Annotated in this window: 13 protein-coding genes, 1 tRNA gene and 1 pseudogene; 10 read left to right on the forward strand and 5 right to left on the reverse strand. The window is 44.0% G+C overall.

Going from position 1 to position 17,517, the window contains the following annotated elements; translation table 11 throughout:
- Window positions 1–9: 9 nt before the first annotated feature.
- From CEX98_RS21440 to CEX98_RS21475, 8 genes are all read left to right on the forward strand, one after another.
- On the forward strand, window positions 10–1,392 hold the full coding sequence (locus CEX98_RS21440) for an NAD-dependent succinate-semialdehyde dehydrogenase (protein WP_099644026.1): 1,383 nt from the start codon (window positions 10–12) through the stop codon (window positions 1,390–1,392).
- A 101-nt stretch (window positions 1,393–1,493) separates the two neighbouring features.
- Window positions 1,494–2,489: an L-threonylcarbamoyladenylate synthase gene (locus tag CEX98_RS21445; protein WP_099644027.1), complete on the forward strand. Its 996-nt coding sequence runs from the start codon at window positions 1,494–1,496 to the stop codon at window positions 2,487–2,489.
- A gap of 218 nt (window positions 2,490–2,707) precedes the next feature.
- Window positions 2,708–3,724: an efflux RND transporter periplasmic adaptor subunit gene (locus CEX98_RS21450; RefSeq protein ID WP_099644028.1), complete on the forward strand. Its 1,017-nt coding sequence runs from the start codon at window positions 2,708–2,710 to the stop codon at window positions 3,722–3,724.
- Between the two features lie 45 nt (window positions 3,725–3,769).
- Complete coding sequence (locus CEX98_RS21455) at window positions 3,770–6,820, forward strand: efflux RND transporter permease subunit (protein WP_172439827.1); 3,051 nt, start codon at window positions 3,770–3,772, stop codon at window positions 6,818–6,820.
- 234 nt (window positions 6,821–7,054) lie between these two features.
- The gene (locus CEX98_RS21460; protein WP_099644030.1) at window positions 7,055–7,426 is read left to right on the forward strand and encodes a hypothetical protein; all 372 of its coding nucleotides are present in this window, start codon (window positions 7,055–7,057) and stop codon (window positions 7,424–7,426) included.
- A 90-nt stretch (window positions 7,427–7,516) separates the two neighbouring features.
- A tRNA-Ser gene (locus CEX98_RS21465) sits at window positions 7,517–7,607 on the forward strand.
- Window positions 7,608–7,658: 51 nt separating this feature from the next.
- Window positions 7,659–8,042: a hypothetical protein gene (locus tag CEX98_RS21470; RefSeq protein WP_099644031.1), complete on the forward strand. Its 384-nt coding sequence runs from the start codon at window positions 7,659–7,661 to the stop codon at window positions 8,040–8,042.
- Between the two features lie 119 nt (window positions 8,043–8,161).
- Window positions 8,162–8,776 carry an FKBP-type peptidyl-prolyl cis-trans isomerase gene (locus tag CEX98_RS21475; protein ID WP_099644032.1) on the forward strand — a complete coding sequence of 205 codons (615 nt, stop codon included), beginning with the start codon at window positions 8,162–8,164 and terminating at the stop codon, window positions 8,774–8,776.
- 178 nt (window positions 8,777–8,954) lie between these two features.
- Here CEX98_RS21475 and CEX98_RS21480 read toward each other — a convergent pair whose 3' ends face one another.
- The 5 genes from CEX98_RS21480 to asnS all read right to left on the reverse strand — a co-directional run bounded on the left by CEX98_RS21480 (window position 8,955) and on the right by asnS (window position 15,849).
- Window positions 8,955–9,914, reverse strand: coding sequence for a Gfo/Idh/MocA family oxidoreductase (locus CEX98_RS21480; RefSeq protein WP_099644033.1), 960 nt, complete (start codon window positions 9,912–9,914; stop codon window positions 8,955–8,957).
- A 10-nt stretch (window positions 9,915–9,924) separates the two neighbouring features.
- Window positions 9,925–12,318: a TOMM precursor leader peptide-binding protein gene (locus CEX98_RS21485; protein ID WP_099644034.1), complete on the reverse strand. Its 2,394-nt coding sequence runs from the start codon at window positions 12,316–12,318 to the stop codon at window positions 9,925–9,927.
- Between the two features lie 69 nt (window positions 12,319–12,387).
- Window positions 12,388–12,693, reverse strand: a complete 306-nt coding sequence (locus CEX98_RS21490) for a hypothetical protein (protein ID WP_099644035.1) — start codon at window positions 12,691–12,693, stop codon at window positions 12,388–12,390.
- 468 nt (window positions 12,694–13,161) lie between these two features.
- Window positions 13,162–14,172: a heme-binding protein gene (locus CEX98_RS21495; protein ID WP_099644036.1), complete on the reverse strand. Its 1,011-nt coding sequence runs from the start codon at window positions 14,170–14,172 to the stop codon at window positions 13,162–13,164.
- A gap of 279 nt (window positions 14,173–14,451) precedes the next feature.
- A complete protein-coding gene (gene asnS, locus CEX98_RS21500) occupies window positions 14,452–15,849 on the reverse strand; it encodes an asparagine--tRNA ligase (RefSeq protein WP_099644037.1) in 1,398 nt (465 codons plus the stop codon).
- Between the two features lie 227 nt (window positions 15,850–16,076).
- On the opposite strand from asnS, the gene CEX98_RS21505 reads away from it, so the two are divergent.
- Together CEX98_RS21505 and CEX98_RS23630 are read left to right on the forward strand one after the other, a co-directional pair.
- Window positions 16,077–16,511: an AAA family ATPase gene (locus CEX98_RS21505; protein WP_099644038.1), complete on the forward strand. Its 435-nt coding sequence runs from the start codon at window positions 16,077–16,079 to the stop codon at window positions 16,509–16,511.
- Between the two features lie 256 nt (window positions 16,512–16,767).
- Window positions 16,768–17,010 (forward strand): annotated as a pseudogene (locus CEX98_RS23630) (IS91 family transposase); the annotation flags it as partial.
- Window positions 17,011–17,517 lie beyond the last annotated feature (507 nt).

Consider the following 17,517-nt stretch of genomic DNA (forward strand, 5'->3'; position numbering starts at 1 on the left):
AGCTTTATGATGTCAAACACCGTAACCACAATAAACCCTGCGACAGAGCAACCCGTTAACGAATATAGTCTGATGAGCTTAGATAAGGCGCAAAAGGCTGTAGATTTAGCCAATGACTGTTATTCATTTTGGAAGAAAACCACATTCACACAACGAGCTAAAAAGCTACATAGACTTGCTAATTTAATTGAGGAAAATAAATCCAAATTAGTCTCACTGATGACTGAAGAAATGGGCAAAGTGGCAGAGCAAGGCGAGCAGGAAGTCTCGTTATGTGCTGAAATTTGTCGATATACTGCTGAGAATGGCGAAAAGGAATTACAAGATGAGCACCGTGTGTTTGAACAGGGGCATGCCATTATCACTTACCAACCAATAGGCGTTATCTTAGGAATACAGCCTTGGAATTTCCCACTTTATCAGGTAATCAGATACAGTGTATCAAACGTTATGGCTGGTAATACTACGGTAATGAAACATGCATCTAATGTGTTTGGAATGGCTAAATTAATTGAAGAGTTATATCTCGAAGCAGGTTTTCCAAAAGGCTGTTATCAATCACTATTAGTTGATGGCAAAACGGCTAGTGAGCTGATAAAAAATCCACATATTCGCGGCGTGACGTTTACCGGTAGTGACAAAGTAGGTAAACAAGTGGCAAAACAAGCAGCCGAACTTTCTAAGAAAACGGTTTTAGAGCTTGGTAGTAACGACGCATTTGTAGTACTAGCGGATGCCGACATTAGCAAAGCAGTGTCGGCGTGTATTCAAGGTCGTATCGTTAATAACGGTGAAACCTGTGTGGCTGCGAAACGTTTTATTATTGTTGATGAAATCTATGACCAGTTTAAAGATACTTTCCTAGACGGGTTTAAGCAACTTAAAGTTGGCGATCCAACAGCAGCAGACACCGACCTAGGCCCAATGGCGCGTAAAGACTTACGTGATGAATTACATCAACAAGTTGAAGCGTCTGTTAATGCTGGTGCAAGCTGTACACTCGGAGGAGAAATCCCAAAACAACAAGGTTTTTATTATCCAGTCACCATTTTGGAAGATGTCAAACCTGGCATGCCAGCTTACGATGATGAGCTATTTGGTCCAGTGGCATCGCTTATTCGTGTAAAAGATGAAGCTGAGGCAATGATGGTCGCTAATGATTCACGCTATGGTTTAGGAGGAGGTATCTTTTCTGAAGACACGCAGCGTGCAACTGAGCTGGCCATCAAAGAGTTCGACACTGGCATGGTCAATATAAATGGCTATTCGCTCGCACAGCCAAATTTACCATTTGGAGGAGTTAAGGATAGCGGTTATGGCAGAGAACATGGTGGTTTTGGGATTAAAGAGTTTGTTAATGTAAAAACCGTGATGGTCGCAAGCACACAATAACAAACATTAACGTTAAGGATTATGCTAGAGCCAGTAGTACTGGCTCTTTGCATTTTAAATTGGTTATAATTCGCGTCCATTTTTTGCAGTGAGAAAACAACGTGGGCGAAACGAGCTTAAACACCTTACATTTATTGGCAACGGATCCAACCGCAGTGGTGCAAGCGGCTGAACTTGCACGTGATGGTCAACTCGTTGCAGTTCCAACTGAAACAGTTTACGGTTTAGCGGCCGATGCTAACCAACCTGATGCGGTAAAAAAGATCTTTGCAGCTAAAGGACGCCCAGCAGATCATCCTCTTATTGTTCATGTTGCAGATAAGTCCCTTGTGCCTCAATGGGCCGAAGCATTACCAAACTACTTTGAAACGTTGGCAACGGCATTTTGGCCGGGTCCACTGACGATTGTCGCTAAAAAGCAACCTCATGTGAGTGATATAGTAACCGGTGGTCATGCAACGGTCGGTATTCGAGTTCCTGATCACCCAGCGATGTTAGCATTACTTAAGCAACTTAACTCTGGACTGGCTGCGCCTTCAGCCAACCCTTACAAAAAAATCAGCCCGACCACCGCTGAGCAGGTTTTATTTGGCTTATCGGGTAAAATAGCCGCCGTTTTAGATGGCGGTCCATGTGAAGTGGGACTTGAGTCTACGATTGTTGATATATCTTCTGCTACACCGAGAATTTTGCGCGCAGGACCGATCACCAAAGCAGAACTTGAGAGCGTATTAAAAATGGAAGTTGAGGAACCCGACGTGCACACAGTTGCCGTTCCTGGCAATGTGAAAGCCCATTACCAACCAAGCAAGCGCCTAACTGTACTGTCAACGGAGGCGCTCATATCTCGATTATCAAACTGCGAGCATAATACTGGGGTTTTATATTATTCTTCGAAAGTTGCAACCCTGGTCGCTGAAAAAGAGCTGGTGGACCTTAAACTAGGAGCTGAAAAAGCAAAGTACGCGCAAGGGCTCTATTACGGTTTGCATCAATTGGACCAATCTAGTGCCACAGAAATTTTATTGGAAGCGCCTCCAAGCACTGCAAAGTGGCGAGATGTAAACGATAGACTCATGCGTGCAGCGGCGCAATAAAACAACAAGGCGCGAGTCTTTTTCGCGCTGCTCTACCGCCTCCTTCTTTACATTACTTTACCTTACTTTACATAGGCTTATCTTGTCTTTGCCGTGTTAGAGGGCATACTGCAGCTTATCGCACTTATACAGTGTATTATCGAATAGTCTATCTTGGTTAGAGTGAATAACTGATACACTCAAGATAGCTAAGTATAAAGGTAATTTATAAGGTTTATATGTGTAAAGTAACACGCTTGGTGGCATTTTCGGTCGCCATGTTGATAACCAGTGCCGCTCAGGCAAAACCTTCGCAAGTGATTGCAGAGCCTATTCAATTTGAAAAGAGCAGTGAGCAAATTCAAGCTGTAGGCAACGCAGAAGCTATTCAATCTGTCATGCTTTATCCCGCCATTGGAGATAAGGTCACTGCTGTGCATTTTAAACCCGGCGATCATGTTAAAGCGGGAACCCTGTTGCTCGAGTTAGACTCTCGTCGTCAAAAAGCAGCGCTTGAAGAAGCACAAATTCGATTAGCTGATGCGCAGCGCACAGTGGATAGGTTAACCGACAGCCAAAAGCGCGGTGCGGTACCAGTAAACGAGCTAGATAAAGCGGTAACAGAGCGCGACTTAGCCAAGGTTGCTGTTGTGCAAGCAAAGAACGAGCTTGAAGACCGTCGTGTTATTGCGCCTTTTAGTGGTGTGATGGGATTGACCGACGTTGAAGTTGGTGATCGTATTACAACGCAAACTGCAATCGCCAGTATCGATAATTTTGACAAATTATACGTACAGTTTGCTGCACCTGAATCTGCTTATGGCATGTTAAAAGCCACCGATAGTGTACTGCTAACGCCATGGAATGATAACGCTACACGCATCAACGCAAAAATTGCGCAAATGGACTCAAGAATAGATCCCACAGCGAGAACGCTTCGAGTAAAAGCCATTTTTGAAAATCACAACGAACGGTTTTTGCCGGGCATGAGCTTTAGGGTATCGTTAAGCTTATTAGGGGACGAATATGCCGTTATCCCTGAGGCTGCGCTTCTTTGGGGGGCTACGGGACCATATGTATGGAAAGAAGAGGACGGCAAAGCAAAACGTGTTGATGTGAAAATCCAGCAGCGTCTGCCCGGCAAGTTATTGGTGTCTGGGGATTTGACCCCAAGAGAGTTGTTAGTTGTAGAAGGGGTGCAGCGTCTTCGTCCAGGGCAAGAGATTGCGGTGATGAATGCACTGGCGAAGGAATAAACTGTGACTAAACCTGATTTACCACAATTACAAGATTTACCGTCGATGGCTATTCGCCGTCCGGTATTAATCGTCGTTTTAAATTTATTAATCATTATCGCTGGTATTGCAGCACTAGCGGGTGTTGAAGTCCGTGAACTACCAGACGTAGATAGACCACGTTTGACCGTTTCAGCTTCTTTTCCAGGAGGGTCACCAGAAACTGTCGACACTGAAGTGACCAGCAAGCTTGAAGGTGCGGTAGCACGGGTGAGTGGGGTTAAAAGCATTCGTGCGCAAAGTGAAGAGAATAATGCCCGCATTGTTGTTGAGTTTCGTCCCGGAATTAACCTTGACGATGCGGCAAACGAAACGCGCGAGTCGGTTTCTCGGGTTCAACGAGAGCTGCCAGAAGAAGTTGAGCGTGTTTCGATAATAAAGGCAGACAATGACGCTGAAGCGGTAGTATCGTTAACCGTAAGCAGCGCTTCATTAACACTTGAAGGCTTAACCGAACGGGTTGAGAAAGACTTAGCACCACAATTTTTAACCATTCCAGGCGTTGCTGATGTGCGTCTTAATGGTGACAGAGAGCGGGTGCTCAGGGTTAGGCTTGATCCGTTAAAGTTGACAAGCTTTAACCTGACGGTGCCAGACGTTGCAGCAGCCCTCAAACAAGCACCATTCGATGTGCCCGCTGGTAGTTTAAAATCCGATGACCAACAGCTGATTGTTCGTGCCGATGCAACCTCCATTACCGCAGAGCAGGTCAGTGATATTATTATTCGAGGTGATACCCGCATTGGTGATATTGCTTCTGTCTATTTTGGGCCAGCTGATCCGCGTTCTATGGTGCGATTAGATGGCGAGCCTGTGATCGGTCTTGAAATTATTCGTCAAGCACAGTCCAATACCATTGAAATTTCGGATGAAGTGCTACAACTCGTAGACAAAATAAAAGTTCGCTTTCCTGACTTGGAGCTCTTTGTTACCTCTGATGATGCGCAGTTTATTCGTTCATCAGTGGATGAAGTGCTGAGCTCGTTGGTGATAACCATATTATTGGTGGTTTTCACGCTTTGGGTATTTATCGGGTCTTGGCGCGCTACGCTGATTCCGGCTTTTGCAATTCCGGTAGCGCTGGTTGGCTCTTTGGCCCTTATTTGGGCGCTTGGGTTTTCGGTGAATATTCTTACTTTGCTGGCACTGGTATTGGCAACAGGACTCATTGTTGATGATGCTATCGTGGTCAGTGAGAATATCCAACGTCGTCGGGGTGAAGGCATTGGCCGTCGTGCTGCGGCGGTACTTGGAACAAGAGAAGTATTTTTTGCTGTGGTCGCCACAACCGCGGTGTTGGCTGCGGTGTTTGTGCCTATTGCTTTTTTACCGTCAACTGCTGGGCGATTATTCCGAGAGTTTGGTGGAGTGTTAGCGGGTGCTGTGATCATTTCGTCGTTTGTTGCCCTGTCTTTAGTACCTGCATTAACCTCAAAATTGAAGTTAAAACAAGATGGTAAAAAGCACATCTTTTCAGCTGTTGGGCTTAAGTTAGCTCAATGGTATCGCGGTACAATTCATTGGGTACTAGACCATGCTTGGCTAACGTTCGGTGCATTTGTAGTTATTGCAGGTTTGTCAGGTGCACTTTATTCACAGTTAGATAATGAACTATTACCCTCGGAAGATAGAGGTAAAATTCGCATCTTCGCTCGAGGGCCGGATGGTGTTGGTCTTAACTTCATGGATAGACAAGCCAAGCAAATGGAGGATATCTTATTACCATTTGTTGAGAGTGGCGAGATAGAATCTATTTACACCGTTGTTGGTCAGTGGGACCCAAATATTGTATTTATCACTGTGCCATTAAAGCATTGGGATGAGCGGCATTTCTCACAGCAAGAAATCATCGATAAGATCCGAGGACCACTTGGCAATATTCCTGGTGCGCCTGCCCGAGCCTTTGGGGCAAATAGTTTAAATCTCAGAGGTCAGGGTGGAGGAATCGAACTTGCGCTACTTGGTAACGATTATCTAGAAATATTTAAAGCAGCGCAGGCATTTGCAGCCTTGGTGGAAGAAAAAATGCCGGATGTGGCACCTGTGCAGATTTCTTATCAACCGTCACAACCTCAGTTACGTGTAAATATCGACCGTCGACGAGCAGAAGAGCTAGGGGTTAGTCTAAGCGATATTTCTACTACGCTCAGAGCTGCCATTAATGGTGACGATGTGGCTGATCTTAATGTCGGAGATCAGTCCATACCTATAATGCTTCAAGCGCAAAACCATACTATTCGAGATCCAAGTGATCTAGCGAATCTCTATGTGGGAAGCCGCTCTGGTGCATTAGTCCCACTTAGCAGCCTTGCTGTTATTGTAGAAGAGGGCGTTGCGGCGGAGCTGGAGCGTCATGCTCAGCGCCGTAGTATCGAGCTTGATATGAAACAGCCAGAAGCGATGCCAATGGCAGAAGTGGTCGAACAATTGCGAACGCTGGCAGAGCAGAGTTTACCGGATAGCGTGACCTTGGCTTTCAAAGGAGAAGCGTTAACGTTTGAAGAGACCGCTAACGAGGTGTTATTGACCTATGTGTTGGCGTTTTTAATCGTACTATTGGTACTTGCAGCACAGTTTGAGAGCGTCAATAGTGCGGTTGTAGTAATGATAACCGTGCCGTTTGGGATCACTTCAGCGATTCTCGCACTGTATTTAACTGGCACGTCACTTAACATCTATTCGCAAATTGGCTTGGTGATGTTAATCGGACTCATTGCTAAAAATGCGATTTTGCTTGTTGAATTCGCTGACCAATTACGCGATAAAGGACGCACAGTGAGACAGGCGGTAGAAGAGGCCGCGGTAATACGCTTACGTCCAATTATGATGACGCTCGTATCGACTTTACTTGGTGCATTGCCCTTGATATTGTCGGTCGGTGCTGGGGCTGAGTCGAGAAATGCGATTGGTTGGGTGGTATTTGGAGGTCTAGGATTAGCCGTATTCTTTACCTTATATCTCACACCTGTGGTTTATCTTGGTTTGGCAAGATTTACTAAACCAAGGGCAGATGAAACGAAGTTATTGGTGGATGAACTTGATAAAGCAGATAGTTAAATTCACCACAGAAAAATAAAGCCGAGAGAGCGCAGCAATAGCTGCGCTTTTTTTATTCACTGATTAATGTTGGGGTAACAGATACTTTGGTATTTTTTATTGAACTTTTCATAAATTGAACTGTCTCAGTCGATGTGGTTGTTTTATAGCCAGTATGTTTGCTACTCTAAGACAGTAAATCCTGTTTTCTATAACAATAATAAAAATAACAAGCTAATTGAAAGAAGATGTGTCATGGGTAATTTATTTTTAAAAGAACGGGAAAATTGGACTGCCTGGATCATTTGGAGCTTGATTGGATGCTCTGCGACGGTGGCGCTTTCAAGCTACACCAGTCAGGTTTGGATGAGTCTACTAGCGCCAATCTTAGTATTGGGACTGTTAACAACATGGATGAGTTACACTAAGCGATTCGATTTTTCTAGAGCATTTAAGGTGCTCAGTACGGTTGTGTTGTTCTCTTCAATTCCGGTTATCGTTGAAAAAGTGCTCCCTGCTAAAAATGCAGTCATAGGTATGATTGATTCGGGGATAATTGTCGTTGGCATGGTTATAGCCAGTTGCGTTTTTGCTTATATTGCCAAAAGACCAAAGCAATATTATTGATGGTTTGGTTGTAATTTGTGCTTTTGAATGCAAAAAGTGAAATAGTGCTTTACAACCAGGTAATTAATCCATAGAATGCGCGCCAACAACGGAGAGATGGCTGAGTGGTTGAAAGCACCGGTCTTGAAAACCGGCATACGTTAATAGCGTATCTAGGGTTCAAATCCCTATCTCTCCGCCACCTCATTCCCAAAACCGCCTAATTGGCGGTTTTTTTCGTTTGGAGGCGTGCATGTCAGCGGCTAGTAATATTGCAATAATAAAACATAGTTCTCTTTGGATTGTATTTAGTTATTTTTATCTTAGTGGTCTCAACATGGCACTGACGCTATCGATTGATTCGCAACGAGACCCAGATATTATAATGACACTATTACATGTGTTTTTATTCAATTGTTTGGTAGGACATTTAATAACTAAATACGAAAAGTTATGGCCCGAAGTGGCGAGCCTCGTTATTGCGTTGTTTGGTGTGATCGGGTTTGGTCATTACTTTGTTGGCAGTCTAGGCGAGTATAGTGACGAGCTGAATATTGGGCTGATACTACTGCTGCCATTTGCAACCTTTGTGATGAAAAAACTCAAACAATATGCTGACGAAAAAGCCGCTGACTAGCGGTTTTTTTGTGTCTGATAACGTGCTCGACTGCTTGATATTCAAACAGCTCCGGTATCTTGAGCTATTTGGCTGTGATACAATCTAGGCTTCTTGTTAAATAAAAATATGGAAAGACTATGTCTCAATTCAACACAGACGCAGATAAAGCGAGCTATGGTATTGGTTTACAAATGGGCGAGCAGCTTAAAGCAAACCCTTTTGAAGGCCTAAACCTTAACTCTGTATTCGAAGGTATGAAAGACGCTTACGCTGGTGACAGCTTCCGCGTTGAGATCCCTGAAATTCAAGCAGCATTTGAGAAAATTAATGCTGAAATTCAACAGCGTCGTGAAGAAGAAGCGAAAGTATTGGCAGCTGAAGGCCTTGCATTCCTAGAAGAAAATGCAAAGCGTGCAGAAGTAACGGTCACTGAGTCTGGTCTTCAGTACGAAGTAGTTGAAACTGGTGAAGGCGCAAAACCTGAAGCTGAGTCAAAAGTACGCGTTCATTACCACGGTACGCTTATCAATGGTACTACATTTGACAGCTCTTACGAGCGTGGTCAACCAGCTGAGTTCCCAGTAAATGGCGTGATCAAAGGCTGGACAGAAGCACTACAAATGATGCCTGCTGGTTCTAAATGGCGTCTATACGTACCACACGAGCTTGCATACGGCGAGCGTGGTGCAGGTGCTGCAATCGCACCTTTCTCAACGTTAATCTTTGACGTTGAGCTACTAGACGTACTTTAAGTCTATGCTTTGAGTGGATCTGTTTGATCCACTCTATTACTCCATTTAGTTTTAACACTCCCTCACTTTGAGCAATTACATAACAAAAACTCGCTCTTGCCGCCATAGACCTCGCTACCTTCCCCGAGCAGTATTCTCGACCTGACTTTATCGTCTCAAATTAAATGACTGCGTTGAGCTAATTGGCATTACTTCCATTTAATACTAGATACACGTTTTCCCAAAGCTTGGCTAATGCCATGAGGTAGTTAGGTTTTTGAAAGTGGGGACACTCACCATTGCCATAGATCACAGCCTTAAGTTGTTCGAGTACGGCTAAGTTGGCTTTGTCGCGCAAGGTCATTATTTCGTTCACTGTAAACGCATGTTGCTCAAGCAGGTAGTGGCTCCGCCATTCTTTACTAGACATAGTGATAGGTGATGGCAACCAAGTTAACGGGCCATAAGTATCGCTTAGCAGTAATGTACCATGGTTAAATATGGCTGAGACTCTGTGATTGATAAATGTTGCTGAGCCATCATCAAACTCAGACGCAAAATTCTGACAAAGCAGCGAAATGGACATAGACCCGCGCTGTAGCAAAATACTGGCAAACGCACCCGGCGTAGCTTGCGGTTGAGTGGCTATTGTCACATCAACGTCGTCTGCAAATAAACGGCAAATTAAATCCAGTCCCGAATACAGTGTTCTGAGGTTTACGGCAAGATCTAGATGCATACATTGGCCTTGTGATGCGGCACTGAAGTAGCTGTCATAGAAAAAACGAATAGGGTACAGATCGCCGAAATGGGCGTTTACCCAGAATCTAACGCCATTAGCTTTGGCTACAGTTAGTACCTCTGTCATCGAGGCCTGCCCAATTGGGTGCTCACAAATTACATGAATATGCTTCTTTAATAGGGCGGTGGCAATCTCAATACCGGCATCGCCAGCGATAGCCACACAAGCAATATCCACTTGTTGGTCTGTTATCTGTTCTACATCGGTGTAATGTGGCACCGCAAAGGACTGAGCGTAATGAGTTGAGCGAAGGCTGCCTGTTGACAATATGCCACTGAGCATCAATCCCGTATTTTGAAATTGTAATGCCCGAATATAAGTAGCACCGTAATTTGTTCCGCATACTAAAACTTTCATAGCTGAGTCCTTATGCAATGGGGTGTGGATACAAGTTAACCGCACGGCCAGCCAAGAGTTTATGCAATCTTGGGTTGTCAATGCGCTTGAATTGTTCACCAAAATGAATAGGCTGCATATTAACGCCAACGGCTCGAGCCACTCTAAATGGACTTAATGCAACGTCGGAGGCAGTGACATCAACAATGGCAATATCAACCCCCGCTTTGGTAATGCGCTGTCTTAGATCTGCGGCTCCCTCAAGTGTAGGATAAGACCAACATGATAGCGGTTTAGATTCAGATGCAGGCTGTCTCATAAAATCAAAGGCGGATAAGTGCGCATTAGAGAAATAAAATGCGGCATGATCTTCTAACGTTCTGACCTGCTCTACGGTTTGAGGGGCTTTATGTCCACCCTGCATTAGGCTGCAAAGGTAGGGCATAACATGACCTTGCTCTAATAACGCTTTGGTGACAGCAACATTGATGTTGTCATGGGTGGCTAGTGAAACCGATACCGCAGGCGTGCTGACGCCATCGCCTAGACCAAGACAAACCACTGTTGGAATATGGATGCCGACGTCGAGAAGGTACAACTCCAGCGTGATGCCTTGCTGTGTTATTGACTCTACCATGAGCTTCAACTTGCCAGTTAGCAAGGAGTCGGCATTTAATCTAGTACAAGGGAGTTGGGCGTACCAGGTAAGCATCATTGCATCTCTTTCAATGAGTTCGAAGCAGGCTCTGATCGCCGCATCTTCGTTATCTTTACCTGCCGCTAAGCCATTGGAAGAAACTTGACTGAATTGTTCTTCATAAGGGCAAGTAAAATTAAAGTAGCTCACTAAAGCGGGGACCCAAGTAGCGCGACGTGTGCCAATCCAATTGCCTTCAACCCAATGAATTTTTTGTTTGTTTCGCCACTTGCTAAAGGGAAACCCAGGTGTTGCATACTGCTCGGGAGAATAGAGGACCAGATCTGCTGGGTTTACGTAGTCTCCTTGAAGTTGATTTATCGTGGCATAACGACATTTACGAATATCGTATCTCGCAGCCGAATAACGTTCAAGCGCTTCACCTACCGCACTAATATGAGCAGAAAGCGAGTCTAACCCTTTACCTGAACCAACTTGGCCTTGTGTTCTCGGATCGAATTGACCACTTGTAAAACTACTTAGACTAGCAGATGCGGTGATAGGGAATTCAGGCAAGTGGGGTGCATGGCCCGTTAATTGTTTTATCACGCCAAACTCTGGGTCTATCCAACCTCGCATCATCTTTTTAAATTGTTCAACTGTCTGTAATTCAGAAATGGCCGGTAAGGTGTTATTGCTAGCAGAGATATCTTGTTCGCTAGGGCCAGTGCATACTGGGCATTCAGGCACTGGAATAATAGGGTGAAGCGAGCTTTCGCCACTAACCAAATTGGTTGTTCTGATAGTATTTTGCAGCACAGATGACGTGTACTGTAACAAAATGGTTTGTATATCAGTTGCAGCCTGCATTGCGATGGATGCTGACATACTGCTTAAAATTGAATGGGCTCGAGCGCCGGAATGTGCTTTATTCGTGATCTCATCAATTTTGTGTGCAGTTTGCGGATTTATTGCGGTACCAAGCTTTCGCAGTCGTAAGCAGTTCCAGCACCCACCGCTTTGATTGGTAACATATGGACCTACCTGTCCTGTTAGTCCATCAATGGAGACGTAAAAAGTAGGTAGTGCAAGCTTAGCTAAATGCGTGGCGATGTTGGTATGCGCACTGAGCGAGTCCGAAGGCAGAGAAATAACAACCAGATCCCAGTTTTGAAGAATAACGTCATCTAATGGGGAGTTCAGTTCGGCCGTTTGTGCACTTACTTCTGAGTGAATAAAGCGTTGCTTTAGGTGATCTGTGAAGGCATCAACCGTTGTAGTATTACTTGGTAGGTGATTAACTGCATGATGATAATAGCCACTTTGGTTAGTACAATTGGCGTCATCGAGAATATGAATATACCCTACGCCTGCATTTAACAGCTCTTCTAGCATCGGCATCGCCCAAGGCGTTAACCCTATACATAGAATACGGTTATTCTGTAGTGTTCGTGGGTCACGCTTTGCTTCATTTTGCCAGGCGTTAACAAAGCGATATTGTTCAGGCCAAGGAGCTGAGGTTGAGTCGATAACAACGCGTTCAATGAGGCCTTTTTGCTCCAATAACTGCAGCAGTTGTTCAATGCTTGCGCTAGAGTATTGCGTTATCTGTGATGCGATCTCATCAAGGTCAAAGTCACCATTTAGTAAAGGAATAATGTCGTCAACAAAAGCACTTATGTCTTTGCCATGGAGTTGAAAGTCTCCAAGATCAGAGCGTAACAATACTCCCTCATCGTTAGGTAAGATACTTGCGGCAGGTGATAGCCTTATTTTATCTTTATTCATATGCATCCTCTGTAAGTTATGGAAGCCCCGATAAAGAGGCTTCACTATGTCTTTATCCTTGAACTGCACTTAACATACAGCAATAGATTGGACTGGGGGTACAGGTGTAACATTGGTATGTTGGGTTACTTCCGGCACATAATTGAGCACCTTGAAAGTGATTAACGGAGGGCTGACACAACACACACTGTGTTGATTGGCAAGGAACACACTGCGGCTGACATAAAACACATTGTGTTGGCTGACAAGTAACGCACTGCGGCTGACATAAAACACACTGTGTTGGTTGGCAGGTAACGCATTGCGCTGGCTGACAGGTTGCACAGAACGAAACGATGCACGGAACACATTGTAGGCTTTGTGCACATTGAACACTAGCGCCGCCTGAAGGTTGGCATTGTATACATTGCAATGATGCAGATTCTGGCGTAGCGGTAGGCTGACAGTGAAGGCAGCAGTTACAGAAGTTGACAACACAAGGGAGGCAGTTTGTACAAGGCGAACATGGAGTACAAGGTGTGCATGGTGTACATAAATAGCAAGGGCTGCAAGTAACGGTACAAGCGTCGCATTTACGTACTCCCTCTGCTTGTTGCTCTGAATATTGCTTTTCTAATTCTTTAACTTTTGAACTTAGCTCGGTGAGCTGAACCTGAAGATCTTTAACGTCATTACTCATTTTCAAATCCTTTATGACCAAAGTCATGGCTTTAGATTGATATTTGGTGCCGGGCGATAGACACCGCTAAATTCGCCATGGCAAATAACAACAAGGTTGAGACCTGACTAACTACACTGTAGATATCAACTTATATTTTGAACCTAAGCGAAATCCTAGTATCGCTATCCCACCTTAAACAGGGTGTTTGCAGTAATGTGGGGAAACCGTAGTTTGCTGTTTTTGGTGTTGTTAAACTGTAGCGAAATATTCTGTGTGTATTGCAGTTGCAACGCGCCATTGGATAACCTTTCAATCCAATAAGTGGTAGAAAAGTTTGGAACGTCTACATGGTTTTTACAAAATGGGATACTTGAAACTAATCCATCATTGTCACTGTTAACGGTCAAAATATCCGTTTTAGTGATAGGGTTATATGCTTGATTAACTGCCAATTGTTGTTCTAACACGATGTTCGGATTGATATTTGGATTACTCGGTGAGTTTTCACCATACAAACCTGCAATAGCAGTAGTAGCCTTAGTTTCTGGCTGTGGCAGCGTGTTAGCAATGGGAATTTCTGGACTGCCATCGACAAAGTGATGATTTCCAAGTGCTAAAATTGAGTTACCGTGTGGAATTGAAACCTGCTTAACGATGGCATGCTCTGGGTTTTGTATCGGCACGTTTGCTCCACCTGAAGGCGCGGGGATATAAGGAGGGCGGTTGTACTTACCTGAACCTTGATTGGTGGTGGCTAAATTGAGCCAAGTGCCATTTTCAGCATGCACCAGTTGGTCTTTTTTGTCACCGTCGGCAAAAAATACACGTTGTTCATAAAAGATCGTATAACTATTTTGTTGATAATCTCCTCCTCGGTTAACGACTTTTCCTTGCGTGGCGCTAAAGGTTATCACCTCGTAATAGGGGAAGTTAAATAATATAACCCCTTCTGGGGCGGTTTCTTGTGGCAGCGGCATGACGTTAAATCCCGCAAAGCGAGCGCTTGCCCAAGTGCCTATCAAATCCGCCAATGGTCCGAGGGCGGAGAGGGTTTCCGGCTCGCTATTTCCTCCCCCTGTTGCGAGTAGAGGTATATTGTAATCTGGGACAAATCCTTGCTTGTTAGGTTGCAGCGCGGCTTGTAGATGATCTGCTGTGGCTTTTGCTTGCTGATTGGTGACGGTATTAAACATAAAAAACTCCCTTTACAAAAGGTTTGTTAATAAAGTGTTTTCAGTGTTTAATTTAAGTACGGTTTTGTGCGTTAGTCGATTACGTCACATTACATTGAACGCGGTGATTAATGTATGAATACTTAGGCGTTTGAATTGGCAGGATTCTATGAGCTCAAGTAAGCCTTGTGTTAGTACAATTATAGTAATACGCTTACGCCGTCATGAGAGATTTCAAAACGCGCAATGCAAAACGCTCCCTTGAGGGAGCGTTTTTAACAAGGCAGAGTTTGTGACGTTTTAGTACGTCGCACTGCCTTTTGTACGTGGGAATGCGATAACGTCACGGACATTACCCATACCTGTTACGTATGCAACTAAACGCTCGAAACCAAGCCCGAAACCTGAGTGTGGTACAGTACCATATTTACGTAAGTCTCTGTACCAGCTATAGTCTTCTTTGTTTAGGCCCATTTCTTCAAGGCGAGCATCAAGCACATCTAAGCGCTCTTCACGTTGTGAACCACCGATGATTTCACCAATGCCTGGTGCAACTACATCCATCGCAGCAACGGTTTTACCGTCCTCGTTTTGACGCATATAGAATGCTTTAATATCGCGAGGGTAGTTTTTAATAACTACAGGTGCGTTAAAGTGTACTTCAGCAAGATAACGTTCGTGCTCTGACTGTAAATCTACACCCCACTCAACAGGATATTCAAACTTCTTATCACATGCTTTAAGGATCTCGATAGCATCGGTGTAATCAACCTGAGCGAAGTCTTTATCAATAAAAGATTCTAAACGTGTAATCGCATCTTTTTCGATACGTTGAGCAAAAAACTCCATATCGTCACGGCGTTCGTCAAGAACAGCTTTAAACACGTATTTCAACATGTCTTCCGCCAGAGCTGCGATATCATTAAGATCCGCAAATGCAACTTCTGGTTCTACCATCCAAAACTCGGCCAAGTGACGAGAAGTGTTTGAGTTCTCAGCACGGAATGTTGGGCCAAATGTATAGATTTTAGAAAGGGCGCTGGCGTACGTTTCACCGTTAAGCTGACCAGATACTGTTAAGAATGCTTCTTTACCGAAGAAGTCTTCTGAATAGTCTACATCGCCTTTGTCTGTGCGTGGTAGGTTGTTCATATCAAGTGTAGATACACGGAACATCTCGCCTGCACCTTCACAGTCACTAGCCGTAATAATAGGTGTGCTGATCCACTGATAACCACGCTCATGATAAAAGCGGTGAATAGCTTGCGCAAGACAGTTACGTACGCGAGTCACTGCGCCCATAACGTTTGTGCGCGGGCGAAGATGGGCATGTTCACGTAAGTATTCAATGCTATGGCGTTTAGCAGCCATAGGGTAAGAGTCTGGATTTTCAACCCAGCCTAATACTTCAACACTGTTAGCTTGGATCTCAAAAGATTGGCCTTGACCTTGAGATTGTACAAGCACACCAGTCACCGCTACTGAACACCCAGCAGTAAGACGAGTCACTTCGTCATAATTATTCAGCGAATTAGGGACTACGGCTTGAATAGGGTCAAAACAAGAACCGTCATGAACGGCTAGAAATGAAATACCTGCTTTTGAATCACGTCGTGTACGGATCCAGCCTTTTACTGTAACTTGGCTATCAACCGCAACGGTGCCTGCTAGTAGCTCCGTTATCGCTGTGTGGCTCATCTTTACTCCAAATGATTTATTTTTTATTTGTAAATTAAAAGACAGAGTGTCTTATCGTCATGTAAGCCGTATCTTACCTGCGATGAACAAATAAAAAAACACTGAAATGCAAAAAACTCCCCCTAATTAGAACACTAAAACCATGAAAAAATGGCGGCGTTGTGGCATTATGAATATTCGATGATAAAAATTACTTAAATAATACTAACAGTGACGTTCAAAATTCGATGAAACAAGTTTTTATTTTGAGGGGGCTACCAGGCTCTGGTAAATCGCATTACGCGCAAACGCTAGCCGATGATTTGGTCGCTGGTGATGAAACACAGTATTTTATTTGCTCAACCGATGACTTTTTTACCAACGAAAACGGTGAGTACCATTTTGAAAAGCAACGCCTATCTGAATACCACAACTTAAACCTAGCGCGCTTTATTAATGCCTTAGCGGAAGGGATCCCACTCGTCGTTGTCGATAACACGAATATTAAAAAGTGGGAGTTTGTTGCCTATGTTTCAGCTGCGACGGCAATGGGCTATCAAGTAAAAGAGGTGATTGTTGGTGAGATTAGAGACAAGTCATTACAGCACCTTTACGCTAAGCGTAATGGTCATGGAATTGGCTTGAAAACGATTTCTAAAATGGCACACCTCTTCGAATGGTGATTAAGCATAGGGTAGAGTAATGCTAACAAGGCTCGTGCATGTTAAACAGGGTAGTAGCTCATATCCGACTTCACAGTTAAAAAGCGCGGGTTTAGACTTGTCTTCGAGCGAACTGGAGACGGTCGTCAATGTTAGCTTCATTCTACATCGCGGCTGTTTAGTCAACTCATTCCTGCCCCAAAACAAGCTAGAAAATTTTGCTTAAAGGGCTAACAACACCGTTTGCGCCTTGCTGTAAAACATGAGTATAGATACATTGTCTAAAGGATTTATGCGTATTCGGCATTACAGTTTTTTAGCCAATGCGTATCACAAGCGAAAGTTAGCGCTGATAAGGGCGCAGGCATCATGCACATGCAGAGCAAAGAGGCCAAAGACAGAAGAAAACGTGACATTGATACCGCATTGGCCTTGTCAGCATTATAAGGTAGGTATCTTGCGGCTAATTGGCGTATTCAAGTTAGATGCAACAACGACCAAAGTAAAGCGAACGAGTTAGCAGCTAGATAACTGCTTAAAATCAATTCGTTAACCTGCTTAATTACTCAGGCTAGCGGCCTCTGTATACGTAAAAAATATAATTGCTTATTAAGGCAAATTTAGGTGTAATGAATACATAACAAGCGCTGAGCAATGCAGTGAAAGCTTCATTAATAATAGATTAGCTGTTCAAACCAAATGATTTGGCTAATGTCTCTAAAAAGCAAATTCCCATAGCATAAATAACACCAACTCTGACACGTCGAGCGGGTAGCTGCTCAGTCCAACAAGCGATTATGCAACACAAACTGCGTGTCGCATAAATACTAAAATGTTAGCTGTCCATTGAGCGAAACAATATTACATACTTGAATTTATAGGATTTTAGGTGAACGAAAGAATAACAGAACGACTAGTAACTGATGAGTTAAGAGAGTTAGGTTACTACAATAGTTCCGACATTTCGGTGGAAGAACAAAAAAGTGTAATTATTGAAGTTCAAAAACTTTTAAAAGGCGCTGTAACT

Source organism: Pseudoalteromonas piscicida, assembly GCF_002744175.1.
Taxonomy (GTDB): domain Bacteria; phylum Pseudomonadota; class Gammaproteobacteria; order Enterobacterales; family Alteromonadaceae; genus Pseudoalteromonas; species Pseudoalteromonas piscicida_B.